Source organism: Aquimarina atlantica, from assembly GCF_000626715.1.
Classification (GTDB): domain Bacteria; phylum Bacteroidota; class Bacteroidia; order Flavobacteriales; family Flavobacteriaceae; genus Aquimarina; species Aquimarina atlantica.
Genome location: NZ_AQRA01000002.1, coordinates 53927 through 77712, shown reverse-complemented (window position 1 = coordinate 77712; position 23786 = coordinate 53927). Strand labels below are relative to the sequence as shown.

At 31.8% G+C, this 23786-nt stretch carries 25 protein-coding genes; 9 read left to right on the top strand and 16 right to left on the bottom strand.

Annotation, left to right across the window (positions count from 1 at the left end):
* The first annotated feature begins 9 nt into the window (after positions 1 to 9).
* Positions 10 to 1980: an autotransporter outer membrane beta-barrel domain-containing protein gene (locus ATO12_RS04760; protein ID WP_034239591.1), complete on the top strand. Its 1971-nt coding sequence runs from the start codon at positions 10 to 12 to the stop codon at positions 1978 to 1980.
* A 166-nt stretch (positions 1981 to 2146) separates the two neighbouring features.
* Here the strand turns inward: ATO12_RS04760 and ATO12_RS25915 are convergent, their stop codons facing one another.
* Together ATO12_RS25915 and ATO12_RS04755 are read right to left on the bottom strand one after the other, a co-directional pair.
* Complete coding sequence (locus tag ATO12_RS25915) at positions 2147 to 2314, bottom strand: hypothetical protein (protein ID WP_165583331.1); 168 nt, start codon at positions 2312 to 2314, stop codon at positions 2147 to 2149.
* On the bottom strand, positions 2305 to 2919 hold the full coding sequence (locus ATO12_RS04755; RefSeq protein WP_034239588.1) for a DUF6261 family protein: 615 nt from the start codon (positions 2917 to 2919) through the stop codon (positions 2305 to 2307). The genes ATO12_RS25915 and ATO12_RS04755 overlap by 10 nt, the downstream gene beginning before the upstream one ends.
* 511 nt (positions 2920 to 3430) lie before the next feature.
* Here ATO12_RS04755 and ATO12_RS04750 point away from each other — a divergent pair.
* Complete coding sequence (locus tag ATO12_RS04750) at positions 3431 to 5278, top strand: thrombospondin type 3 repeat-containing protein (RefSeq protein WP_081801971.1); 1848 nt, start codon at positions 3431 to 3433, stop codon at positions 5276 to 5278.
* Between the two features lie 236 nt (positions 5279 to 5514).
* Here the strand turns inward: ATO12_RS04750 and ATO12_RS04745 are convergent, their stop codons facing one another.
* Complete coding sequence (locus tag ATO12_RS04745) at positions 5515 to 6249, bottom strand: tetratricopeptide repeat protein (RefSeq protein ID WP_034239584.1); 735 nt, start codon at positions 6247 to 6249, stop codon at positions 5515 to 5517.
* A gap of 96 nt (positions 6250 to 6345) precedes the next feature.
* Positions 6346 to 6927 carry an RNA polymerase sigma factor gene (locus ATO12_RS04740; protein ID WP_034239582.1) on the bottom strand — a complete coding sequence of 194 codons (582 nt, stop codon included), beginning with the start codon at positions 6925 to 6927 and terminating at the stop codon, positions 6346 to 6348.
* A gap of 124 nt (positions 6928 to 7051) precedes the next feature.
* On the opposite strand from ATO12_RS04740, the gene ATO12_RS04735 reads away from it, so the two are divergent.
* On the top strand, positions 7052 to 10321 hold the full coding sequence (locus ATO12_RS04735; protein ID WP_034239579.1) for a CHAT domain-containing protein: 3270 nt from the start codon (positions 7052 to 7054) through the stop codon (positions 10319 to 10321).
* Positions 10322 to 10394: 73 nt separating this feature from the next.
* Here ATO12_RS04735 and ATO12_RS04730 read toward each other — a convergent pair whose 3' ends face one another.
* Positions 10395 to 11801: an MATE family efflux transporter gene (locus ATO12_RS04730; RefSeq protein WP_034239577.1), complete on the bottom strand. Its 1407-nt coding sequence runs from the start codon at positions 11799 to 11801 to the stop codon at positions 10395 to 10397.
* 450 nt (positions 11802 to 12251) lie between these two features.
* Here ATO12_RS04730 and ATO12_RS04725 point away from each other — a divergent pair, with 450 nt between their 5' ends.
* The 5 genes from ATO12_RS04725 to ATO12_RS04705 all read left to right on the top strand — a co-directional run bounded on the left by ATO12_RS04725 (position 12252) and on the right by ATO12_RS04705 (position 15779).
* Complete coding sequence (locus ATO12_RS04725; RefSeq protein ID WP_034239574.1) at positions 12252 to 12599, top strand: T9SS type A sorting domain-containing protein; 348 nt, start codon at positions 12252 to 12254, stop codon at positions 12597 to 12599.
* 116 nt (positions 12600 to 12715) lie between these two features.
* Positions 12716 to 13696, top strand: coding sequence for a LuxE/PaaK family acyltransferase (locus ATO12_RS04720; RefSeq protein WP_034239573.1), 981 nt, complete (start codon positions 12716 to 12718; stop codon positions 13694 to 13696).
* Positions 13697 to 13698: 2 nt separating this feature from the next.
* Complete coding sequence (locus ATO12_RS04715) at positions 13699 to 14718, top strand: hypothetical protein (RefSeq protein WP_034239570.1); 1020 nt, start codon at positions 13699 to 13701, stop codon at positions 14716 to 14718.
* 5 nt (positions 14719 to 14723) lie between these two features.
* Positions 14724 to 15242 (top strand): DUF350 domain-containing protein, encoded by a 519-nt coding sequence (locus ATO12_RS04710; protein WP_034239568.1) that lies wholly within the window; start codon positions 14724 to 14726, stop codon positions 15240 to 15242.
* Positions 15243 to 15329: 87 nt separating this feature from the next.
* Positions 15330 to 15779: a YHS domain-containing (seleno)protein gene (locus tag ATO12_RS04705; protein ID WP_034239567.1), complete on the top strand. Its 450-nt coding sequence runs from the start codon at positions 15330 to 15332 to the stop codon at positions 15777 to 15779.
* A gap of 196 nt (positions 15780 to 15975) precedes the next feature.
* Here ATO12_RS04705 and ATO12_RS04700 read toward each other — a convergent pair whose 3' ends face one another.
* The 3 genes from ATO12_RS04700 to ATO12_RS04690 all read right to left on the bottom strand — a co-directional run bounded on the left by ATO12_RS04700 (position 15976) and on the right by ATO12_RS04690 (position 17719).
* Complete coding sequence (locus tag ATO12_RS04700; protein ID WP_034239565.1) at positions 15976 to 16641, bottom strand: peroxiredoxin; 666 nt, start codon at positions 16639 to 16641, stop codon at positions 15976 to 15978.
* Positions 16642 to 16660: 19 nt separating this feature from the next.
* Positions 16661 to 17314 (bottom strand): WG repeat-containing protein, encoded by a 654-nt coding sequence (locus ATO12_RS04695; protein ID WP_034239562.1) that lies wholly within the window; start codon positions 17312 to 17314, stop codon positions 16661 to 16663.
* A 132-nt stretch (positions 17315 to 17446) separates the two neighbouring features.
* The gene (locus ATO12_RS04690; RefSeq protein ID WP_034239559.1) at positions 17447 to 17719 is read right to left on the bottom strand and encodes an acylphosphatase; all 273 of its coding nucleotides are present in this window, start codon (positions 17717 to 17719) and stop codon (positions 17447 to 17449) included.
* A gap of 132 nt (positions 17720 to 17851) precedes the next feature.
* Here ATO12_RS04690 and ATO12_RS04685 point away from each other — a divergent pair, with 132 nt between their 5' ends.
* Entirely contained in the window at positions 17852 to 18691 is an 840-nt protein-coding gene (locus ATO12_RS04685; RefSeq protein ID WP_034239557.1) for a universal stress protein, read from the top strand.
* A gap of 128 nt (positions 18692 to 18819) precedes the next feature.
* Here ATO12_RS04685 and ATO12_RS04680 read toward each other — a convergent pair whose 3' ends face one another.
* The 8 genes from ATO12_RS04680 to ATO12_RS04645 form a co-directional block, all read right to left on the bottom strand.
* Positions 18820 to 19026: a hypothetical protein gene (locus ATO12_RS04680; RefSeq protein ID WP_034239555.1), complete on the bottom strand. Its 207-nt coding sequence runs from the start codon at positions 19024 to 19026 to the stop codon at positions 18820 to 18822.
* 283 nt (positions 19027 to 19309) lie between these two features.
* A complete protein-coding gene (gene deoD, locus ATO12_RS04675) occupies positions 19310 to 20008 on the bottom strand; it encodes a purine-nucleoside phosphorylase (protein WP_034239553.1) in 699 nt (232 codons plus the stop codon).
* 6 nt (positions 20009 to 20014) lie between these two features.
* Entirely contained in the window at positions 20015 to 20659 is a 645-nt protein-coding gene (gene deoC, locus ATO12_RS04670) for a deoxyribose-phosphate aldolase (RefSeq protein ID WP_034239550.1), read from the bottom strand.
* Positions 20660 to 20661: 2 nt separating this feature from the next.
* Entirely contained in the window at positions 20662 to 20961 is a 300-nt protein-coding gene (gene trxA / locus ATO12_RS04665) for a thioredoxin (protein WP_034239549.1), read from the bottom strand.
* A gap of 60 nt (positions 20962 to 21021) precedes the next feature.
* Entirely contained in the window at positions 21022 to 21909 is an 888-nt protein-coding gene (locus tag ATO12_RS04660; RefSeq protein ID WP_034239546.1) for an RsiV family protein, read from the bottom strand.
* Positions 21910 to 22109: 200 nt separating this feature from the next.
* The gene (locus ATO12_RS04655) at positions 22110 to 22403 is read right to left on the bottom strand and encodes a chaperone modulator CbpM (RefSeq protein WP_034239544.1); all 294 of its coding nucleotides are present in this window, start codon (positions 22401 to 22403) and stop codon (positions 22110 to 22112) included.
* A 10-nt stretch (positions 22404 to 22413) separates the two neighbouring features.
* Complete coding sequence (locus ATO12_RS04650; protein WP_034239541.1) at positions 22414 to 23298, bottom strand: DnaJ C-terminal domain-containing protein; 885 nt, start codon at positions 23296 to 23298, stop codon at positions 22414 to 22416.
* An 18-nt stretch (positions 23299 to 23316) separates the two neighbouring features.
* Entirely contained in the window at positions 23317 to 23724 is a 408-nt protein-coding gene (locus ATO12_RS04645) for a hypothetical protein (RefSeq protein ID WP_034239539.1), read from the bottom strand.
* Positions 23725 to 23786: the final 62 nt, after the last annotated feature.

Here is a 23786-nt window from a genome sequence, read left to right as displayed (position 1 = left end):
TAAAACAAAATGAAAAAGTTAATCTTAAAAATCAGCACGATTACTCTTGCTTTAGGTGCATTTGTATTTTCGTCTTGTAGTAGTGATGATGATGCTCCTACTCCTCCATCTGCAGAAACTACAGCAGATAAACTTAAAAAAGGTGAAATGAATGGAGAATTAGAGGAAAATTTTACTTTAGATGCTAGTACAACTTATGAACTAACAGGTAAATTTATAGTTAAAGAAGGTACTAAATTAACAATTCCTGCAGGAACTAATATTCTAGTTAAAGCTAGTGGTACAGAATCATATATTGCTGTATTAAAAGGAGCACAAATAGATATTCAAGGTACTGCTGCTAGTCCAGTGGTTATGTCTTCTGAAAAAGGTAATCCTGGTGATTGGGGTGGTCTTACTATATGTGGTAAAGCTACTACGACAGCGGGTGTAGATGCAGTTGCAGAAGTAGGTGGATTTATTTACGGTGGTACAAATGATACAGATAACTCTGGATCTATTAAGTATTTAGTGATTCGAGGAACTGGTGCTCAAATTAATCCAGATGCTCAATATAACGGAGTTTCTTTTTACGCGGTTGGATCAGGAACAGTTGTAGAAAATATTGCTGTAATTAATGGAGCAGATGATGGAGTTGAATTTTTTGGAGGAACAGTATCTGCTAAAAAACTTTATTTAGAAAATAACCAAGATGATTCTATTGATTGGACAGAAGGTTGGAATGGTACTATTGATGATGCCTATGTTGCTCATACAAATGATGGATTCTCTACTGTAGTTGAAGCCGATGGAGAAAACAAAAACCCTAAGATCAATAATCTTACCGCAGTAAATACTTTTCAAGCAAATGGAGGCAGTGGTACTGCTTTACAGTTCAAAAAACAATCAGGAGCTACTATCACAGGACTTTCGCTTGTAGGATATAAAACTTCTGTAGATATGAAAGATGGTGGTGCTTTAATTAATGTGAATTTAAATGGTGCTACTGCAGATCCTGCAAAAGCTTATAATCTTGCGGCTACTGTGGATATTACAGGATGGACTTGGATAGGAGCTCAATTGAGCCTTACTGGTAAATTAGGAGGAAGTCTAACAAGTGATCTAACTTTAGATGCATCTGTAGCTTACGAATTAGAATCTTTTTTATTAGTTCAGGACGGAGTTACATTAACAATTCCTGCTGGAACTAAAATTACTGCTAGAGCTGGAGGAGTGAGTGTATACATCGCAGTGCTAAAAGGAGGTAAAATAGACATTCAAGGTACTGCTGCTAATCCAGTAGTAATGTCTTCTAAAGATGGTAACCCTGGTGATTGGGGTGGTCTTACTATATGTGGTAAAGCTACTACAACAGCTGGTGTAGATGCAGTTGCAGAAGTAGGTGGATTTATTTACGGAGGCACAAATGATGCAGACAACTCGGGATCTGTAAAATACTTAGTAATCAAAGGAACAGGTGCTCAAATCAATCCTGACTCTCAATATAATGGTGTTTCTTTTTATGCTGTTGGATCAGGTACAGTTGTAGAAAATATAGCTGTTGTTGATGGAGCAGATGATGGAGTTGAATTCTTTGGAGGAACAGTATCTGCTACAAATCTTTACTTAGAAAACAACGCTGATGATGCTGTAGATTGGACAGAAGGATGGAATGGTACAGTAACAAACACATATGTTTCTCATACAATTGCTGGTTTCTCGACGGCTCTAGAAGCTGATGGAGCTAATGAAAACCCTAAGTTAATAAACTTTACCGCTATCTCTACACAAAATGGTACAGCACTGCAGTTTAAAAAACAATCTGGAGCAACTATCACTAATATCTTCTTAAGTGGGTACGCAACAAATGTTGATATGAAAGATGCTGGAGCTTTATCTAATGTACAAATTGATGGAGCAGATGCTACTACAACAAATCCTTATAACACAGGAAATCAAGTAGATATTTCTGCATGGACTTGGAGGTCTGCTGGCCTATAAGAAATTTAGAATTAGCCACATTATAGAAACACCCTCATATTTTTGAGGGTGTTTTTTTATGTTAGAATGGCTTTTTAATCAAAAACATCCAGGTTTGTGGGTATAGACCTTCAAGGTTTTCGAAACCTTGAAGGTCTAAGAAAGCGTTTTTGTATTAGAATTGATATTATTCTCCCTGATCCTGATCAAAGTCATCATCAAGTTCCTGATTGGTACTTGAGTTACCATTAAGGCGTCGTTCTACTGATTGGTTATATTGAATGGTAAGCGCATTAAGATTGCCGATATATGTTTCAAAAAGATCTATCCCTTTGGTTTTAGCTCTTATAAACACCCAATCCAGTAGCTCCCGTAATGCACGGTTGTTAGTTTTCTCAACTCGGTGATACTTACTGTGGTTTGCTCTTGTTGTTGTTCTTTTACCCGTGCTTTAAAAACACTGTCAAAAGCTTTATGGGCTGTGCGCATCTCATCAAAATATTTACGCTGGTGTAAATTATCTATTGCGGCACTTAATTCTGTACTACCTTCTATATCCTCTATAATTTCGTCCATTACCCCGCCTTGCTGGTTATATGCCATATTGTAGATTTCTTTGCCATGTTTGCTTATAGTGGCATAAATTAGATTAGCCTGATGGCGATCTTTTTCATCCCCGGCAAAATCTGCAATAAGTTTTGTACCGCGTTGTAATAATTTAAGACTGTTATCCCTTTGGTTATCATATCGTACCATTTCGGGGGTAAGTATACTCCCGCGATTTTTCTTATATACCTTCTTAAAATTGTTATATGCTGTATTAAGCTCTTTAACAAAGTCAGAAAGCTCCATGGTATCCAAATCTTCTTCTTCACTTAATTGAAGAAGTGTTCGGATATATTTAGAAAATTCTCCGTTTTTAAAACTCTTTACTTGTGGTGTTACTACTAATGTGTTCATGTATGTAAATATTTATAATTGTTATTTAGAATGATTCTATGTTTAGGAAAATTGCCCCCGGTTTTCTGACATCACTTTCCCGGCAAGGAAAATCGTCCCAGAAAACCGGGGATTACTTTTCGAACTCGGAAAACCGTGTCCGAAATTCTGGGGCGTGTTTTATTTAAGGGGCTATACCTCTCGGGATTTCTGTCATATTAACCTCAATACGTTCTATGTTTTTTATCTTTTGTTGATACAAGGATAAAGTACAGCAGTTTCATTTTTCGGAACTGGGAATATATTTTACATTTTTTTTAGAAATGTTAGAACAATTCTCAAAAGGTAGAGGCATTATTGTAAAGAGGTTAATTTTTATATACTAAAAACAAAAGACTTAACAACTTAATGTTCTATTCTAAATAAGCTATGTTAAGTAATCATTAACAACGTTTTTTTGGCAGTAACATTTTTATTTTAAAAGGGATTAACCCGTATAAAATATAAATCTAACTTTTAAAACCTTTTTATTATGAAAAACTTGAAATGCTTTTTGCTATTAATTACAATATTCATGATTTCTTCTGTTATTAGAGCTAATACAGATAGAGGATATGAAACAAAAAGATTGGGAGCTACTTTATCTGAAGCAGTTAATGTGTATTGCTCTGGTAATACTAATGTGAGTAATCTTAGAACAATTAGATTTAATGTTGTCGGATCTTCGACAGCTCTTTTAGTGGGTAAAATTTATAAATTAAACGATTCGGGTGATATTGACTACTTTTTAATTACTAAGATTTCATCATATAATGACGAAAGGGACGCTTATGGTTTTAACGACTTTACATTAATCAATGATATTTGCAATAATCCATATGGTAAGAGACATGATTATAAAAATTTAGGAACTACTTTTAGTGAAGCTGCTCAAAATTTATGCAAAACTAATAATCATCAAAGTTTACCGATATTATCTACAAACATACATATGCAAGGCAAACTAAATAAGGGAGGAATATATATTAGGAAAGATGGTAATAAAATTAACTATATGTTAATTACGAAAACATATAATACTACTGCAGCCGATAGAGATACATATGACAGATCTCTTTTTAGTGATAACCCCATACAAGTATGCCCTGGACAATATGATAAACAACACAAAGTAAGATATCTGGGAAATACCGAAGCTAAAGCTCTATCAACCTTATGTTCTAATGAATTTCATAATTTGCCAATCTTTAGGTTTAATGTAGATTCTTTTGAACCATTATCTAAAAACAAAGTATATAGAAGAGAATTAGATGGGAAAATAGATTATCTATATATAGTAGATACTAGGAATACACCTGAAATTGATAGAGATACCTATCCAAGAGATATTTTTAGCACTAATCCTGTTAATATCTTTTGCGATGACGATAGTGATGGTATTGCTAATGAAATAGACAACTGCCCTACTAACTACAATCCAGATCAAGCAAATAATGATGGAGATAGTAAAGGAAATGTTTGTGACAATTGTCCTAATAACAGTAATAGTGATCAGGCAGATCTCGATGGAGATGGTGTTGGAGATGTATGTGATACTGATCGTGATGGTGATAGCATTTCTAATAGCAATGACAATTGCCCTAACAAATATAATCCTAACCAATTAGATACGGATAATGATGGTATAGGAGATGTATGTGATCCTATAGACAACAATGCCAAATATGATTTACGCCTTACAGAATCTAATACGATAGTAACCAGTACCTGTAGTAGTTGTCCTTCTCAATTAAATCTATTAAATCCTGGATTTGCAGGAGGGACTTTTCCTTTTAGAAAGCATTTTTTAAATTTTACCCAAGGTGGTGCATCTGGCTCTGTAAACATGATTTTTACTATAGAAAATATCGGTAATGCCCCATCTGAAGCGGTAGACGTAAATTTCTATCTATCTCAGGGATACAATAGTACACAAGGGTTAAAAGCGAACAACAAAACAGTTACTATTCCTAGTTTACAGGCAAACCAAACCTATGTTGTGAAGGCAAATGTGAATTATGATGATTTTAGAGCGGCGCAAGGACAGTATTATATCGTAATAGACGTAGAGCCAGGAGGAGGAGATAAAAACAGAAGTAATAATTTTGTAAATATCCCAACCTATGTTAGATGTATTACCTGCTCTAAACTAAAGGACTTTCTACAATCGGATTCTGAAGTAGAAAAGCCTTACACTATAGCAATCTATGATATATACGGTAATTTACAATCAAGCCATACTGTGCGTAATGAAACCGAAGAAAAAGAAATCATCAAACAGTTACCCAAAGGTTTTTATATCATCAAAAACGGTACAAAAACCTATAAGGTTGGTAAATAGGTACAAACTAATCAAAAATTTCTAAGGATAAGACAAGAAATAATTGTTCTTGATTCATAAGTATATTATCTAGACCTCACAGGTTTTTAAAACCTGTGAGGTCTAATAAAACGTTTAATTTTAGATACTTGATTTTGTTTTATGGTTTTGCGATTATTTATTTTTTGTTATACCAAAAGTTTATATCACTTGGCTATGAAAATTAACTAGGATAAAGAAAAGATTTTTAATTAATTTTATAAGCTATTTTTAAGTGTTATAGCTTTATTTTTATATTTTCCATTGTATTTTATAATCTTTTCGAGAACAACTATAGCCTCTTTATCTTTTTTCATCTTTATATGGGTTAGTGCCAGGTACCAAAGCGCATCTTCATAAAACCCGCTTTCGGGATCTATATTAGCAAACATACGTCTTGCTTCTTCTTCTTTTTCTATATACAAATAACCGTTACCAAGACATAATTTTATTTCATCGGGAATTGATGTCAGGTTTTTAGCTTCAAAAGTTAAAATTGCTTTAGTATACTCCTTTTTGGTATAATGTTGTATTACGACTTTCCATGTATCTTCTACTTCACTTCTGTAATTACCAGAGATTTGGTATTGCGAATAATAGGTTATATATAAGTCTTGGAGCTTATTTTGGGCAATATAGGTATTCCATAGTATCCCACCTAACCCTAGTACTATAATAGCAATGGCTACTACTCTAAGGTATCTATACAGCTTCTGTTTTGTATTGTTTTTTTCTTCCGTATAAAATTCTTGTTGGATACTTTGCAGTTGCCGTTTAAAATGTAAGCTTTTTTTGTTTTGCAACACGTCTCGTAAAACCTTATGTTTTTCTACTTCAAGTTCCAAATCAGGATGTAGAACCATCTCTTTTTCAAAAGCTGCTTTATCTTTTGCAGATAATCGATTAGCCAGAAAATCTTCTATTTTGTCAAAACTTGATAAGGATCTTTTCATCTGTTTATTTTATTTTGCTTTTATCCGTCAGATGGAATTCGCCAATAATCATTTTGGTTGGTATTAACCGGGTTATTATGGCTCATTTCATAATCTCTATTCTTGTGTAGTATGTATTCTTAATTCTTTGTAAGCAGGATCACTTTCTATGCGATCCATCAAGTGTTTTTTGCATTCAAACTTTTTCTTTCTGGCATACCCTTCAGAGTATCCTGTTTTCTCTGCAATTTGCCGCATGCTCTTTTCTTCAAAAACTAAGGATAATAATTTTTGGCAAGTAGCGGATAATTGTAAAAAATATTTATGATAAATATGTTCTCTATCTTGATTTTCTATCCTTTGCAATATATCGTCATCTAATTCTTCAGAGATTTCAAAAACTGTATCGGTAGTAAATACTTTACTTTTTTTTCGTAATCTTTTTTTCCATAGATTTTTGCAAATAGCAAAAAAATAGGTGCGTAAAGAAGCATGAAGTTCGAGAGGGCCTGATTCTAATTTTTCATATAATATCATTAAAGCATCCTGAAACACATCTTCTACATCTTCCTTACTTCCTGAATTTTGTACAACATACCCTCTGATATAGTTAAAATTTTCTTTATAAAAGGTTTTGATTACTGCTCTATCTCCTGCCAATATGCCTCTTAAGATTTCCTGATCTTTTTTATCCTTCATAAGTCTTAAGTATTGTATACTGTCTACAATGTTATGATATGGTTAAATTGCTCTAAATGTAAACTAAAAAACAACAATTTTAAGTTCTTTGTGGTTAACGAATTGTTAGCAAATCTTAGAATGTATGAAATATTTTTTCGGTGTAAAAATTAGTATAGTATTCTTATTTATTTTTAGTAATTTTTTATCTGCACAATCTGTAAAATACACTATTACTGGCAATCAATATTATAAAAAAGCAGATTCGTTATCTGAAAAGTTAAAAGCTGATAACGCTGTTGTATACTTTAAGAAAGCACTAGATATTTATAAAACTACTAAATCCTGGGAAAAAGTAGCTTCTTGTTATAATAAAATTGCAATTAATTATCGATATACTGATAATATTGATCTGGATAGTTCATTATTGTCTGCTGAAAAAGCTTTAAAAATTTGCGAATCAAAGTTTTCTGATAATCATAAAGAAAAAGCAAATGCTATAAATAATATAGGATGGTATCATTACGAAAAAGGAAATTATTCTGAAGCATTATTATACTTTAAAAAAGCTTTAAGAATTAGATCTCAAATTCTTAAAGCAAATCATAAAGATATTGCTGACTCATATAATTGTTTAGGCAGAACTTATTCCAAAACTTACGAACTTGATTTAGCTATAAATTCCTATAGAAAAGCATTAAAAATAGCTAAACATAATAAAAACGAAATTAATGACAATATCGGAATCTATTATAATAATATTTTTGTAATCTATTGGAAAAAAGGTGATTATAGCAAGGCCACTGAAAGCTTATATAAAGCAATTGATTTTCAAAAAAAAGTATTTCATCACAATCATCTTAAAAATGTATTTTGTTATAATAACCTAGGAAATCTTTTCATGTCTAAAGGTAATTTTAACAAGGGATTAGAGAGTTATAAAACAGCATTAAAGATTCAATTAAATCTAGAAAAAGAAGAAGAAAAATTAACAGCTTCGTTGTACAATAATATAGGAAATACTTATAAAATATTAGGAAAATATGATAAAGCATTAAGTTATCATAAAAAAGCATTGACAATAAGAAGAAAAATATATGGAGAACAGCATAATTCAACTGCCATGTCTTTTATTAATTTGGGAAATATTTTTAGAATAAAAGAAAATCCAGAAGAAGCCTTAAAATATTATCATAAAGCAAAAGAAGTCTTTATTAATACTTATAATGACAAACATCCTAGTTTGGGAAGAAGTTATAATAATATTGCTGTAGTACACTTTAAAAACGGAGATATCAATAAAGGCATAGAATACTTTAATAAATCTATTGAAATTTACAAAAATGCTTATGGAGAATTGCATCCTAAAATTTCAGATATATATGCTAACATATCTGAATGTTATTTAGAAAAAAACATCTATGACAAATCAATATTCTTCTCTAAAAAAGCTTTAAATATTAATTTTAAAATCTTAGGAGAAAGTCATCCATATAATTCTGAAATTTATAATAATTTTGCAACAATTGCATACAGAAATAAAAAATATAAAGAAGCATTAGAATACTGTAAAAAAGCAATAAACACAAATGTTATACCTCTAAAAAAAGAGAAAACAACAGAGTTTTTGGATATAAAAATAGCATTAAACTCTATCCAGATCAAAGGAAAAATCCATAAAGCTTTATATAAACAAAAAGGAGAAATTTCCAATTTACAAAAGGCTATAAAATCTTATTCAGAAATAGATTCTTTAATCACTTATGTTAGACAAACCACTCAGGATTATCAAGATAAACTTACTTTTTCAAAAACCGTTAAAGAAATTTATGCGAACGCTATAGAAACGAATTACCTATTATATCAGGCTACAAAAGACCCTGAAGCTTTATCCCGGGCTTTTTATTATAGCGAAAAGAGTAAAGCCAATACCTTACAGGAACTACTACAAGAAAGTAATGCCAAACAGTTTTCTGATTTACCTTTAGAAACCGTAGAGTTCGAAAAAAACTTAAAAACAGATTTTGCTTTTTATACCTCACAAATTGTCAAAGAGCAATCTAACACCAATATAGATAGTACAAAACTTGCCTTATTCGAAGACAAAATATTCAGGATTAGAACTCAGCAGGATTCGTTATATACAGTTTTAGAAAATACCTATCCAAAATATTACCGTTTAAAATACAATACTACTTTTTTGTCTGTAGAAAATGTTCAAAAACAACTCCCGGATAACACTACGTTACTAGAATTTTTTACCACAGATAGTATGGCATATATCTTTACCATCTCAAAAAATGCTATAGATCTTACCAAAATAGATACGTCTAAGCTGCAACAGGATATAGAAGATTTTCATAAAACTATTATTTCCAGAAATGTACAATCCTATAAAGATTTGGCTTCACAACTATATACTGCCTTATTTAAACCAATAGCATCAAAAATTAAAGGAAATCAATTAATTGTTATACCTGATGGCCCCATATGGCATCTTAATTTTGATGTATTACATACTCAAAAAGAAGTTTCTAATGACCCTAAGCATTTCCCTTACCTGCTTCGTAAACACGCAATTTCTTATGCCAATTCTGCCAATGTTTTGTTTGCTAAGGACAAAAATCCCACAGAGGTAGCTACCCTACAAGAATGTCTTGCTTTTTCATTTACAGACAGTACACAACTAGAAACTACAAATACCTTGCGATTATCTGATTTAAGAGGTGCGATAGAGGATTTGCCCGGTACTCGAAAGGAGATAAAAGCTATCGCAGATATTATTGACGGAAAGTATTATTATGGTTCACAAGCTAATGAAGCTAATTTTAAAGAAAATGCATCTCAATATAGTATTCTTCACCTGGCTTTGCATGGAGAAGTAAATAATGAACATCCGGAAAATTCTAAGTTATACTTTACCAAAAGCAACGACTCATTAGAAGATGATCAGCTATATAGTCATGAATTATTTGCACTAACTATCCCCGCAGAACTTACTGTCCTAAGTGCATGCAATACAGGAACAGGAAAAATTGCTAAAGGAGAAGGTATTATGAGCTTGGGAAATGCGTTTCAATATGCAGGAACCAAAAGCTTATTATTAAGTAATTGGGAAATATCTGATCAAACTACTCCAGAGTTGATGAAATATTTCTATGCTAATCTTAAGACTGGAATGAACAAAGCTAAAGCTTTACAACAGGCTAAATTAAAATATCTAAATACTGCTCATATAAATTATATGCATCCGTTTTATTGGAGCGGGTTTTATCTTGTTGGTAATTCTGACCCTATTACTTTGAGTACAAATAATACATTATATTGGATTTTTGGGATATTAACATGTTGTGTGATTCTAGTTTTGGGAGTATTTCTGTACAGAAAACGAATGAATACGATTAAGGTAAAATAACATTAGTTCTCACAAATCTTCATGACGATCTGTGAGAACTAATTTTCAACTTCATCATATATGAGGAATGATACTATACCTTTACTTCTTTCCATTTTCCTTTTTTAAACCAGATAATCCCAATCACTGCGATTAAAACTTCGGCAAAGGTAATCGCAAGAAATACACCCATTGCGCCCCAATTTAGGATTAAGGCTGCCAGGTATGCAAATGGAAGTTGGAATACCCAGAAGCAAAAGAAATTAATGACAGTAGGAGTTTTGGTATCACCTGCTCCGTTAAAAGATTGTATGATCACCATACCGTAGGCATAGAATACGTAACCTGCAGCAATTACACGTAAACTTAAGGCTCCATATTCTATGATTAATGCTTCATCACTAAAGATTCTTATAATTACTTCTGCAAATAAGAGATAAAATATAGATACAATAGCCATAAAATAGGCATTGTATTTTCCTGTTTTCCAAACCGATTGCTCGGCACGTTCTGGCTTTGCAGCACCTAAATTTTGACCTACCAATGTAGCCGCAGCATTACTCATTCCCCAGGAAGGCATTAGCGTAAACATTAATACTCTAATAGCAATTGTATACCCTGCCAGTACTTCGCTACCAAATTCAGCCATAATTCGCATCAAGAATACCCAGCTAGATGTTCCGATAATAAATTGTCCGATCCCTCCCAAAGAGACTTTAACTAGATTAAGCATAATTCCGGCTCTAAAAACAATATCTTTAAAAGCCACTTTGATCTTACTCCAGCCATAAAAAAGAATGAGTAACTGAAATATTACGGCACTACCTCTACCTATAGTTGTAGCAATCGCAGCTCCCTGTACACCAAAAGCAGGAACAGGGCCAAACCCGAAAATAAAAATCGGATCCAGAATGATATTTAATATATTAGAAAAGATTAACACTCGCATTGCTACAGAAGCGTCACCTGCGCCTCTAAATACAGCATTAACTAAAAACAGAAGCATGATGGTCACGTTTCCACCTAATAATACTTGAGTGTAACCATATCCATCTGCGATAAGATCGGGTTCGGCTCCCATGAGTCCAAGTATTTCTTTCGGAAAAAGAATACCGATACAACTAATTATTGCAGCAATTACTATTCCTAAAAGAATAGATTGTATTGCTGTTTGAGAGGCACCACTAATATCTTTTTCACCCACTCTGCGAGCAACAATTGCAGTAACTCCCATACTAAGTCCAATAGCAATAGCATATACCAGAGTAAGTACAGATTCTGTTAATCCTACAGTAGCTATAGCATTCGCCCCAAGACTAGAAACATAGTAAGCATCTACAAGAAAAAAGATAGATTCCATCATCATTTCTAGAACCATAGGTACAGAAAGCATGAAAACTGCTCTGCGAATACTCCCTGAAGTGAATTCTTGTTCTTTACCAGTTAGTGCAATTTTGAAATATGAAAATATACGTGTAAGTGTAAGTTTTTTTTGAGTCATTATAATAAGAATTACGAATTGAAAATATAAATAAGAGATGCTAAAGAAGGAATTCTTAGCTTCTAAATCGAGAGGTCTCTATGCGCACAATTATGTACATAATTCTTTTATAACTTCATAATGAAACAAATATCAGGCATTATTTTTGATTTACAAAATTTAAATTTGAATTCATTTTGATTTTTTTGCCAGTAAGAATTTTAAATTCTCAAATCTATGATGATATCTTTTTAAAAAAATATAGCATAGCTGCAGTATAAAAAAGATAAAATTAAGGATAGAAATGATAATTTTGATGGTAAGAATAAAATCAAGATATCTAGTAAGTGAAAACCGTAATTTGTGTACAGAACTACCATTAAATCTGGGTTTTATACACAAGTATGCTAATAATTTGTAATGTTTTTAATTTTTATGTTGTATATTTATTGCCCCAAAATAAATTTTTGTATGAAAAAAATCTACTTGCTGCTTACATGTATTAGTCTTATCTGCTTTTCCTTTGCTCCAGGAATCCAAGCACAGTCTGATACGGCCGAAACACAAGCTTCGAAGAGCATAAAAATCGAAGGATTGCGTTTGTTCCCCAATCCAGCACCTGCTGGAAGTGTATTATACATTACCTCTACTAAAAACCTTACCAAGACAGTTTCAATTTTTACAGTTTTAGGAGAAAAAGTACTTTTTAAAGTTTTAATTGGTAAAGAATTAGATATTACCCATTTAAATCCTGGTGTATATGTAATTAAAGTTACCGAAGGTGATCTTAAAGCTACTAAGAAACTTATTATTAAATAATTTTTGATTTAAAATACTTTCTTTTGAGCCGTCTTGTTTTTTATAATGTAAAAAAACAAGTCTAAAAAGGCGCTCTTTTTATACCTTTGTTCTACAAAATTTGTTGAACAAATCTTATGCAGGCTGATACTATTTTTTCTATTCAAAACAACACAGATTTTGAGAGATCGGCCCTACGTGTTTTTAGATATCAATACAGTAACAATTTAACATACCAGAGGTTTTGTAATCTTTTAGGAATAGCAAAAGCTTCGGTAAAATGTATTGATGATATTCCATATTTACCAATTCAATTCTTTAAACAAGAGAAAATTGTAAGCAGTAGAGCTTCTATACATAAAGTTTTTACCAGCAGCGGTACAACAGGTAATGTGACCAGTAAACATTATGTTAGTGATCTTACAGTGTATGAAAGAAGTTTTAGAAAAGGATTTCAACATTTCTATGGTGATATTACAGATTATATAGTTTTGGCATTACTACCTTCTTATTTAGAAAGAGATGGCTCTTCTTTGGTATATATGGCCGAAAAATTGATCAATGATAGTAATCATCCGCAAAGTGGGTTTTATTTGCATGATACTAAAAAATTGATAGAGACTCTTCGGCAACTTATCGCAGAAGATAAAAAAATACTGCTTTTGGGAGTTTCATTTGCTTTATTAGACCTTGTTGAGAATTATGATGTACGATTAAATGAGAGGTCAATAATTATGGAAACTGGTGGTATGAAAGGTCGTAGAAAAGAAATGATTCGTGAAGAATTACATAAGATTCTTAAAAATGGTTTTGGCGTTTCTCAGATTCATAGCGAATATGGGATGACAGAATTATTATCGCAAGCCTATTCTAAAAAAGATGGACTTTTTTATTGCCCTCCCTGGATGAAAGTTTCGATCAGAAATCCCGAAGATGCTTTAACTCAATTAGGAGTTAATAAAACAGGAGGTATAAATGTTATAGATCTGGCAAATATAAATTCATGCTCTTTTATCGCTACTCAGGATTTAGGTAAAACGTATACCGATGAAGGTTTCGAAATTATTGGTAGATTTGATCATAGTGATATCAGAGGCTGTAATTTAATGGCACTATAAATATGGCAATTAAAAAGAAACTAGGTTGTTTTTCGTTTCCGGCGATTATATTAATCTCTTTGGTGAGCAGTAGTGTTGTACAAGCTTTTTTCTCTATTTCTTTGTTTTGGGCCTTTGCATTAGTGTTAGTATTGCTTTCGTGGTTATTAGGAAAATTAGAGAGCAATCAAAAAAGATTTCAATGGCGTTATATATTGTATAGTACATTTGTTTTGGGATCTATACTAGGATTACGACATATGTTGGATACTATTCCGATATTTATAGAAAGCCAAAAATCTGATATTTCAGAATACATTTATCGAGAGAAAGCTCTGGAAGAAGGCGATTCTATAGTACTATTACGGCAGAATCGACAATGGACAGATAATTATGGTAACACTTATAAAGGAAAATTTTCGATTCGGGAAAAGGATTATTTTTTGTCTAGAAAAGAATATTATAATACCGTACAAAAACATAAACAGCAATCCTGGGGTAAGTTGTATCAATATCTTGCAACTTCTGATACGCCGAGACTAGATTTAATTCTTAAAGAACTTACTACCATTAAAAACTCAAGTAAACTAAATCAATTTGAGTTTGCAGAAATGGTAGTGACATTTATACAAGATATTCCGTATGCTTTTGTTTTTGAAAATGATTGTGAATCTCCAGAAAAATATGAAGAATCTATTCGAGTGATATTAGAAGAATGTCCTGATTGTTGTATCGGTAATATTCCTTTCGGAATCCAAAACCCTGTAGGTTTTATGGGGAATCTAAAAGGAGATTGTGATACCAGAACCGTAATTATTTATGCTATTCTTAGTTATTTTGGATATGATGTAGCTATTCTTAATAGCGATTATTATAAGCACTCTGTTCTTGGGTTACATATCCCGGCAAAAGGAATATATAAAGTGCAGAATGGAAAACGATATTACTTGTGGGAGACCACAAATAAACATTTTACTATTGGCACATTACCCAAAAATTTTGGTAACGTAAATCATTGGTATATTGTACTAACTAACACCTAAAAATCATGCAAACGAAACTATTAACCCTTGCTTTTATAGAAATAGTACTTGCTATTGTCGTTTCTGTACTCATACTGTTTATTTCTTTTAAAATCCTGCAAAGCGTATTTTTTAAAAATATCTCCTTTAGAGAAGATAATATGGCTTTTTCTGTTTTTGCAGCAGGAATTATTTTATCGATTGGTATGATTCTAGGAGAGATTATCCCATCGATAACCAATATGATTCGACTATCGATGTCTGGAGAAAATGAAATCATGCTTGGAGAAATTATTCAATATTCTGGCTTATATCTAGGTATCGGTTTTATATTTGCCTTGCTCATTAATACTTCGGTTTTTTTACTTTTTTCTGCTCTTACCAAAGGTGTAAATGAGTTTAAAGATATTCAACAAAATAATGTAGCTTCTGCTGTAATAGTTACTGCTACATTATTATCCATTACCTTAATTGCAAAAGATAGCATTAGTCTATTGATTAGTGCTCTTATACCGTATCCAGAAACTACTAATTTTCTGCTGTAATAGCTTAATTACCTTATAATTATGTTAAAAATGTAATGATTGGTTTTTTTTACGACTTAATGTGTGAGAGCGTAATAAAACGAATACATGAAACCATACATAGCGATACTATTTTTTGTTTTTATAGCAACAGTAAGTGCTCAACAAATAGATTATAATACGAATAAAGATTTTGTAGCAGAAGGGTACGATGTAACAGAATACTTTAATAACAAAGCAGTTAAAGGAAGTAGTAAATTTGTAGCTACTCATGATAAAGTAAACTACAAATTTGCAAATCAGGAAAATCTAGAGAAGTTTAAAAATAATCCTGAAAGATATGTTCCACAATATGGAGGGTATTGTGCCTATGCAGTAGCAGTGAATAGCGAAAAAGTAGATATAAATCCTAAAACCTTTGAAATAAGAGATGGTAAGTTATACCTGTTTTATAATGCATGGGGAATTAATACATTGGATAAATGGATAAAAGAAGATGCTCCAAAGTTGCAAAAGAAAGCAGATACGAATTGGCAAAAAATTAAAATAAAAAAGTAATGCAGTCTTATTGAGCTGCATGTAATGCTAAGTTTTTTCAATAATTGATTGGTTAGTTGACAAAGCCTGCTAGGAGGAAACTCTGGTAGGCTTTGTTGTTTTTGTATAATAAAGATAATCTGTTATTGGTAGTAAAAAGCCTCTCAGAATTATCAAAAGATGAGAGGCTTGGTTGTATTCTCAATATCTATTATTTTTAGTTGAGATGTAATTCTTTTTTAGCTAGATAAAAATCTATTTTTTCACAAGAAGTATCTTGTATTCTTTCTTCCATTTGTTCTAGAGTTTTAGGAGGAGGAACGATTACCTTATCTCCTTTTTTCCAATTCAGTGGTAAAGCTACTTTATGTTCATCAGACACTTGTAGACCTTGTAATACTCTAAGGATTTCATCCATATTACGTCCTACATTAAGCGGGTAATACATAATAAGTCTGATTTTTTGGTATGGGTCTATAAAAAATACGGCTCGAACAGCTGCTGTTGCACTTTCATTAGGCTGTAACATGCCGTATAATTTGGCAACTTTCATATCCAGATCTGCAATTATCGGAAAGTCAAGATATACTCCGGTTTTTTCTTTTACATTATTTACCCAAGCAAGATGAGAATGAATACTATCAATGCTTAGCCCAATAAGTTTAGTATTTAGAGTTTCAAACTCTTGTTTTCTTTCTGCAAAACCACTTAATTCTGTTGTACATACTGGTGTAAAATCTGCTGGGTGCGAAAACAAGATCACCCATTTTCCGTCTGCAAACTCAGAAAATTTTAAATTACCATGTGTAGTTAGCGCGTCAAAATCTGGTGCATCATCGCCTATTCTAGGCATGCTACTTGTTTCTACTTCTGTTGATTCCATAATATAAATATTTTTAATGTTAATTTGAAGAAGTATCTACATTCTGTAGATTCCAGGAGTTATTCTTGTTTTTTACTGCTACAAGATTTGGTGCAATAAAATGTGATTCGATAGCAGGGGGCCACTTTAGTTTATTTTTTGTTAAGGTAAAGTTCTTAGGTGCTGTTAAATGTATTTTGACAGTGCCAGAAGAGTCAATAATTACCTCATCATAACTATAGGATACTACTTTTTTGTGTAGTAGGTGATTTCTTCCCAATTCTTCTTTAGAAACTTTTAAGACGATGGCGTATCCTTTATTAAAAGATGTAGCATTTAGAAATTCGGGCAGAATACTGGTTTTTCCTCTTTTATCGATATAACCATAATAATAAACCCCATTTTTCATTTGCTTTATCATGCATAATCCTTCACTAAAGCTAGGGTAGGGTATAAATTGTTTTTGACTCTTTTTTTTGGTTGTTGCTTCTGGATTTGAATGCCAAACCAAATCATCTCTATAGTCAATTATAATTTCTCCATTTGTATTTATAAAAGCCCATTTATTACCTTTTCGTATCGCGGCAACTTCTTCATGAAAAGGAGTAATCTCTTCAATATCTATTAAAACCTGAGTAAACCCTGAAAAAGGAAAAATAAGTATACTCATGAATAAAATAAGTACATTTTTCATTGTTGATGTATTTTTAAAGATTATAACCTAAAAATACTATCTGTTTAAACAGATTAAAATGAGAAATGTCATACTTAACAAGAGCTTAAATTAATTTATGATTTAATTAGCAATAAAGCCTAAAAAGGGGAACTAACGCAAAATATCAAAGCTTTTAAAAAGTTGCAAGTCACCTTCTTCAAAAGATACGGCATCTACTTTTGCAAATTCAGGACCTATAGCACACCATTCTAATAAGAGATTAAGTTGATTTTTATCTCCTTCGGCTTCTATGTAAACATTTCCGTTAGGAAGATTTCTTACGTTTCCTGTAATTTGTAGCGCTATGGCTTTTTCCTGAGTGTTTTTTCTATACCAGACTCCCTGAACTTTTCCTTTTACTGTAATATTATAATGTTTTTGCATTGCGTATAGTAATAGTTAAAGGTACTATAAAAAATTATTTTTAAGGTATGTTATGTATTGTATTGATATGATAATTATCATTTTAATTGGCAATAACATCCTCTAATTTTGATATTATAAAAACAGATAATCATGAAAAAAATTCTTGTACCCATAGACTTTTCAGAATATTCAGAATACGCATTACAGGTTGCGGCACTATTAGCTAAACAACAAAATGCTGAAATCATAGTATTGCATATGCTGGGATTGTCTGAAGCTGTATTGATTAAAAATGAAACTCAAGAGGCAAATGAAGCAATGTATTATATGAAACTTGCCGAAAAAAGGTTTAGCACTTTTCTGGATAAAGAATACCTAAAAGGTATTCAGGTTACAGAGACTGTACAAAACTATAAGATTTTTAGCGAGATTAATGAAGTTGCCCATGAAAATGAAGCAGATTTAATTGTAATGGGATCTCATGGTATTAGCGGTTTACGAGAAGAGGTGTTTATAGGATCAAATACAGAAAAAGTAGTACGTACATCCGACATCCCTGTTTTGGTAATAAAGAATCCTGTCGATAATTTTGCTTTAAATAAAGTTGTATTTGCCTGTGATTTTAAGATAGAAAATATTAAAGCCTATCATAATGCAATGAAGTTATTTAAAACTCTAGATGCTAATGTACATTTGCTATATGTTAATTTACCGGGAGAACAATTTAGAAGTTCGAATCAAATAGAAGAACGAGTAAAAGAATTTCTTTTTAAAGCAGATTCTGGTAATCTGGATATGTACGATAAGGTAACCTACTTTAACGACTATAGTGTAGAAAGCGGAGTTTTTAATTATAGTAAAAAGATTAATGCAGATATCATTGCGATTCCTACCCATGGTCGTCGTGGTTTGGCACATTTCTTTAATGGAAGTATAGGCGAGGATATTGCAAATCATGCAAACAAACCTGTAATCACATTTAAAATATAGATAAAAAAAACCTCACAGGTTTTTTTACAACCTGTGAGGTTTATACTACCCTGCAAAGCAAAATAGACATTTCACCTTAGGTGTTGGTATTAAAAATTATAGAATAAATAAAATGGTATAACTATAAATTAAGGTTTTGCACAAGATTCTGTACCATTTCCTTCAAAAGTCCAATCACCCCACACACATTGTGGATTAGCCTCACAGGATTGTTGATTTACATATTTATTACACTCTGATACAGGAGGATAAGGAAATGAGCCGCCAGACCCTTGTATATCCTTTTGTTCGTCCTTACTTAAAACTTTTACAATGTTTAAAATTTGCTTTTTCATTATATAAAAAAATTAAATATTGATTAAACCTTTGATCATTTAAAGACATCTAGGGTGTATGTCCAATTTTTACAGAAAAACCTATACTAAAGTAAAAAAATAATTGTTCTAATATTCCTCTTTTTGATTGTTTTACACTAATTTAACTTTGAAAATTACTCTAAAAAGGAACCATGAGGAAAATAAACAAGAATTTGTTTATGAGGTAATTAGGTGGTGTAAATGTGTTTTATTGAGTAAATTTAAGTTAGAAATGGTATCATAGCCATAGATAACAGAGTTTTTAAAGAGTTCCTAGAGCAATTTCAACCATTTTATTAAAAGTAGTTGCTCTTTCTTCTGAAGAAGTTTTTTCTCCTGTGACTAATGAATCAGATATCGTTAAAATAGCTAAGGCTTTAACATTATGTTTTGCTGCAATAGTGTATAATCCAGCTGTTTCCATTTCGACACAAAGCACTCCAAACTCTGCCCAGCGCTTATATGAGTTAGGATCATCTTCGTAGAATTCATCAGAGGATAATACATTTCCGGCTTTAATAGAAATGTTATTATCTTTTGCATATTGTATTGCTTTCATAAATAACTCAAAATCTACAGTAGGAGAATAGTCAGAATTTGTAAATCGTGCAGTATTGATATTCGAAGTAGAAGAAGCGGCCATTGCAATAACAATATCTTTAAGCTTAATATTTTTTTGATATGAACCTGCAGAGCCTACACGAATTAGATTCTTAACTCCATAATCATTAATAAGCTCATGACTGTAGATTAGAGCAGAGGGAATCCCCATTCCGGTTCCTTGTACAGAGACTGGTTTACCTTTATAACTTCCGGTATACCCTAGCATCCCTCTAACTTCATTATAACAGATAGGATTGTCGAGAAAGGTTTGTGCAATCCATTTTGCACGAATAGGATCTCCTGGTAATAAGACGGTTTCTGCTATGTCTCCCGGTTGTGCTGCAATATGTAAACTCATCTTATTTTATTTTGAAGTTACTATAGTGATCCCAGATGAGGTACCAATTCTGGATACACCTAAATCAATATATTGTTTTGCTGTTTCTGCATCCCTGATTCCTCCAGAAGCTTTTATTTGAATTGCATTTTTCACTTCATTTTTCATCAATTGTATATCCTCTATAGTAGCACCACCAGTACCAAAACCAGTTGATGTTTTTATAAAATCTGCTCCAGCATTGAGAGATAATTGGCAAGCGATTTTCTTTTCTTCGTCTGTGAGATAACAGTTTTCAAAAATTACCTTTAAAACATGTTTTCCAATTGCTTTTTTTATTGCTTTTATCTCTTCTTCTACGATTTTATAATATCCAGATTTTAATAGCCCGATATTAAGTACCATATCAATTTCATTTGCACCCTCATCAATACATTGTTGGGCTTCGTACACTTTTACTTTAGTGATTGTAGCTCCCAAAGGAAAACCTATTACAGCGGCTATATTAACATCTGTATGCATTAATTCACTCTCTGCCAAAGCAACGTAATAACTGTTTACACAAACGGCGTAAAAATGGTGTTCTTTTGCCTCTGCACAAAGTTTTTTAATATCATCAACAGTAGCATTTGCTTTTAATAATGTGTGATCTATATATGTATTGAATGCCATGGTTATTGGTGTGAATGTATTATGCCAAGCAAATCATTTTTTTGCAATACTCCAGATTGTCTCCAAAGCTGTTTGCCATCTTTAAACAAAATCATTGTAGGAACACCGCGAACCTGGTATTTTGATGCCAAAGGTTGGTTTTTGTCTACATCTATCTTTACAATCTTGATCTTGTCTCCTAGTTCATCTTTAACCTCCTTAAGAATAGGAGCAAGCATTTTACAAGGGCCACACCAATCTGCATAAAAGTCTACTAATACAGGTGTTTTTGATTCTATGATATTGCTAAAACTACTTTTCATCTATTCTCTTTTAATTGCTAAGTTATAATAATGAGCCGAGAAATTTTTTAATTAAAGAAATTAACTTACTATAGGACGGTCATTATATTTTTTGATAAGATGCATTATGTTTTTAATAGGAATTTCTATAGAATACGTTCCTGTATAGGAAGGACAAATAACACAATCATCAAAATAAAATTCTACGGTATCATCATTTACAACAAAATTGTTTTTATAAGCTTTAAAATCTCCTTTTGACAGTTCCCAACAGTCATAATACAATTCGCCAGAACTAATACCGTCCTTTATAATTGTATTAATAGTTGTAAATACTTCTTCTTCTGTACCAGTTTCAAAGAAATCATCAAAATAAATGAAATTATGTTTCTTAAGGTCAAAGTTTATACAATCAAAGAGGTAGGTAGAATATAGCATCCCAGAATAATAATTCTCTTTGTAAAGTACAACACTAATACGATCATTTTTTACACTATAAATTTTATAATCAATTACCCTCTTATCTCTAAACCTATTAATTTTTAAGGTATCACAAAGTAACTCTTTGTCTTCAAGGATTTGATTTTCAGTTTTTTCAATATTCAGATAGTTTTCCGAAATAAAATCATTAAATACCGAGTATAAGGGATCAATTTTCTCATTTAGGTATGGGTATTGGTAATCTAAAACATAAAGATCTTCTTCTTTTAAGAAGCTTTTAGAAACTACTAACTCTTGTAATTGAGTTTTATCATCTTTGGCAGTGATTAATCGTTCTCTTTTTATTGCTTTTGTTTTTTCCTGATCTAGCTCGAGGCTTTCTTCAGAGAAAACAGATACGGTATCTTCTGCTTTTTGTTCTGTATGTTGTTGTTCAGTTTCTTTTTGTTCTGATGGTTTCTGAATAGGAGTTTGTTTTTTACAAGCGACTAAACTTAAAAAAACGAAACAAGTGATAAGAGTTTTCATACAAAAGTTTTTAGTTTCTATAAAAGTAAGATAGCGAACCATCAAAAAATATGATATTGATCAGCTTGGTTAATGAATAAAAAGGTGAGCTTCTAATGAAACCCACCTTTTGTTATGTAGTGTGTAATTAAAAAACCTGTAATACCCCACTTTTTTAAAAGTTGATCTATACAGATTAAATTTTTGAACTGCTATAAAAGCTAATTTTCATATAGTCCTAATTTGTTTTTAAGTATATTCATTTCATTTTGAATTTGATGAACTCGTTCTAACAAACGCATAATGACTTCGACACCTTCGAGGTTAATTTCTAATTCTTTATTGAATAGTATAATTTGTTCGAGTCTGGGTAATTCTTCAGAGTTTAAAAATGCAGTTTGCCGAATTGTAGTAATTTCAATTAATCCAAACTCATGTAATGAGTTTATGAAAGAGAATTCTATCTCGTGGCGTGTGCAGAATTCTAATACTGGTATAAGATGTCCTTTAGTCATTATAATACATTTAAAGCTTGGATAATGTTCTAAATAATTCTTTTTGTTGCTCAGACAGGTTTTTTGGAATTTTGATAGTATATGTAACAAAGAGATCCCCAAATTGTCCTTCTTTTTTATATACAGGAAACCCTTTTCCTTTTAGCTTTATTTTGGTGCCATTCTGAGTTTCGGGTTTTACATTTAGTTTTACTTTTCCGTCAAGAGTTTCAATCATAATTTCACCTCCTAATACTGCTGTATATAGATCAATGTCAACATGTAGGTAAAGGTCACTTTTATTGCGTTTAAAAGGAGTTTTGTTTTCGATAACAAAAGTGATATACAGGTCACCATTAGGTCCACCTTGGATTCCGGGACCTCCATGGTTTTTGATTTTTATGGTTTGCCCGTTTTCAACTCCTGCGGGAATTGTGATTCGAATATTTTTTTTGTTAACCGTTAATGTTCTTTTGTGTGTTTTATAAACATCGATTAAATTAAGATGTAACTCTGCATTGTAATCTTCTCCTCTGTATCGGGTTCTGCCATATGCAGTACTTCTTCTGGAGCCTCCAAACATAGATTCAAAAAAATCAGAGAAATCACTATCAGAATAATTTCTGTAATGCTGTTGCCCGGTATTTTTATACTGATGCTGTGATTGTTTAGCTTTTTCAAACTCCTCAGCATGTTTCCAGTCTTTACCGTATTGATCGTATTTTTTTCGGTTTTCAGAATTGCTTAAAACTTCATTGGCTTCATTAATTTCTTTGAATTTCCTTTCTGCCTCTTTATCATTAGGGTTTAAATCAGGATGATATTTTCTAGCCAATTTCCTATATGCCTTTTTAATGTCACTATCCGAAGCAGTTTTTGAAACCCCTAATATTTTATAGTAATCAATAAACTCCATATGCTAACCAAAAATTAATTATTGTTTTTCAAAAATTAATTTCAATCGCCCGAGCATCATTAATTCGGATTTGTTTTTACCAGAAAATGCACCAGCTATAGCATTAGCTGTAGTCCAGATCAATTGCTTTAATCTTTGTGTAAAACGAGATTTGTGTTCTTTATAAAAAGTTTCAAATTGAATGAAACACTCTTCTGCGCTCAATTCTTCATAATCAAGCCAGTCAAAAACAATCTCGATTTGAAAAGAAGCATCGACACCAAACTCATCTTCAATATCATCTACATTTAACCATTCTGTTTTTACAATTTTACGTAAAGAATCGTATTCTGATTTACGAACTATTTTATCTGACGCAGCAATAGCATAAAATAGCTTGCCAAGGTTTTGATAAAATGTAATCCCTGTGTTCTGAGCAGTATTCATATCATAAAAATTATCGGTTAATGAATATAAATGTAATCAGATCAGTTCATATTTTTTATGAT

Excerpts from the sequence above, each read along its gene's own strand:
- ATO12_RS04700 (WP_034239565.1), bottom strand. The coding sequence starts at position 16,641 with ATGGAATCAACAGAAGTAGAAACAAGTAGCATGCCTAGAATAGGCGAT.
- ATO12_RS04720 (WP_034239573.1), top strand. The coding sequence starts at position 12,716 with ATGCAGGCTGATACTATTTTTTCTATTCAAAACAACACAGATTTTGAG.
- ATO12_RS04650 (WP_034239541.1), bottom strand. The coding sequence starts at position 23,298 with ATGGAGTTTATTGATTACTATAAAATATTAGGGGTTTCAAAAACTGCT.
- ATO12_RS04730 (WP_034239577.1), bottom strand. The coding sequence starts at position 11,801 with ATGACTCAAAAAAAACTTACACTTACACGTATATTTTCATATTTCAAA.
- ATO12_RS04740 (WP_034239582.1), bottom strand. The coding sequence starts at position 6,927 with ATGAAGGATAAAAAAGATCAGGAAATCTTAAGAGGCATATTGGCAGGA.
- ATO12_RS04715 (WP_034239570.1), top strand. The coding sequence starts at position 13,699 with ATGGCAATTAAAAAGAAACTAGGTTGTTTTTCGTTTCCGGCGATTATA.
- deoD (WP_034239553.1), bottom strand. The coding sequence starts at position 20,008 with ATGAGTTTACATATTGCAGCACAACCGGGAGACATAGCAGAAACCGTC.
- ATO12_RS04750 (WP_081801971.1), top strand. The coding sequence starts at position 3,431 with ATGAAAAACTTGAAATGCTTTTTGCTATTAATTACAATATTCATGATT.
- ATO12_RS04735 (WP_034239579.1), top strand. The coding sequence starts at position 7,052 with ATGAAATATTTTTTCGGTGTAAAAATTAGTATAGTATTCTTATTTATT.
- ATO12_RS04725 (WP_034239574.1), top strand. The coding sequence starts at position 12,252 with ATGAAAAAAATCTACTTGCTGCTTACATGTATTAGTCTTATCTGCTTT.
- ATO12_RS04655 (WP_034239544.1), bottom strand. The coding sequence starts at position 22,403 with ATGACTAAAGGACATCTTATACCAGTATTAGAATTCTGCACACGCCAC.
- ATO12_RS04705 (WP_034239567.1), top strand. The coding sequence starts at position 15,330 with ATGAAACCATACATAGCGATACTATTTTTTGTTTTTATAGCAACAGTA.
- trxA (WP_034239549.1), bottom strand. The coding sequence starts at position 20,961 with ATGAAAAGTAGTTTTAGCAATATCATAGAATCAAAAACACCTGTATTA.
- ATO12_RS04680 (WP_034239555.1), bottom strand. The coding sequence starts at position 19,026 with ATGAAAAAGCAAATTTTAAACATTGTAAAAGTTTTAAGTAAGGACGAA.
- deoC (WP_034239550.1), bottom strand. The coding sequence starts at position 20,659 with ATGGCATTCAATACATATATAGATCACACATTATTAAAAGCAAATGCT.
- ATO12_RS04745 (WP_034239584.1), bottom strand. The coding sequence starts at position 6,249 with ATGAAAAGATCCTTATCAAGTTTTGACAAAATAGAAGATTTTCTGGCT.
- ATO12_RS04760 (WP_034239591.1), top strand. The coding sequence starts at position 10 with ATGAAAAAGTTAATCTTAAAAATCAGCACGATTACTCTTGCTTTAGGT.
- ATO12_RS04710 (WP_034239568.1), top strand. The coding sequence starts at position 14,724 with ATGCAAACGAAACTATTAACCCTTGCTTTTATAGAAATAGTACTTGCT.
- ATO12_RS04660 (WP_034239546.1), bottom strand. The coding sequence starts at position 21,909 with ATGAAAACTCTTATCACTTGTTTCGTTTTTTTAAGTTTAGTCGCTTGT.
- ATO12_RS04685 (WP_034239557.1), top strand. The coding sequence starts at position 17,852 with ATGAAAAAAATTCTTGTACCCATAGACTTTTCAGAATATTCAGAATAC.
- ATO12_RS04755 (WP_034239588.1), bottom strand. The coding sequence starts at position 2,919 with ATGAACACATTAGTAGTAACACCACAAGTAAAGAGTTTTAAAAACGGA.
- ATO12_RS04645 (WP_034239539.1), bottom strand. The coding sequence starts at position 23,724 with ATGAATACTGCTCAGAACACAGGGATTACATTTTATCAAAACCTTGGC.
- ATO12_RS04695 (WP_034239562.1), bottom strand. The coding sequence starts at position 17,314 with ATGAAAAATGTACTTATTTTATTCATGAGTATACTTATTTTTCCTTTT.
- ATO12_RS04690 (WP_034239559.1), bottom strand. The coding sequence starts at position 17,719 with ATGCAAAAACATTATAATATTACAGTAAAAGGAAAAGTTCAGGGAGTC.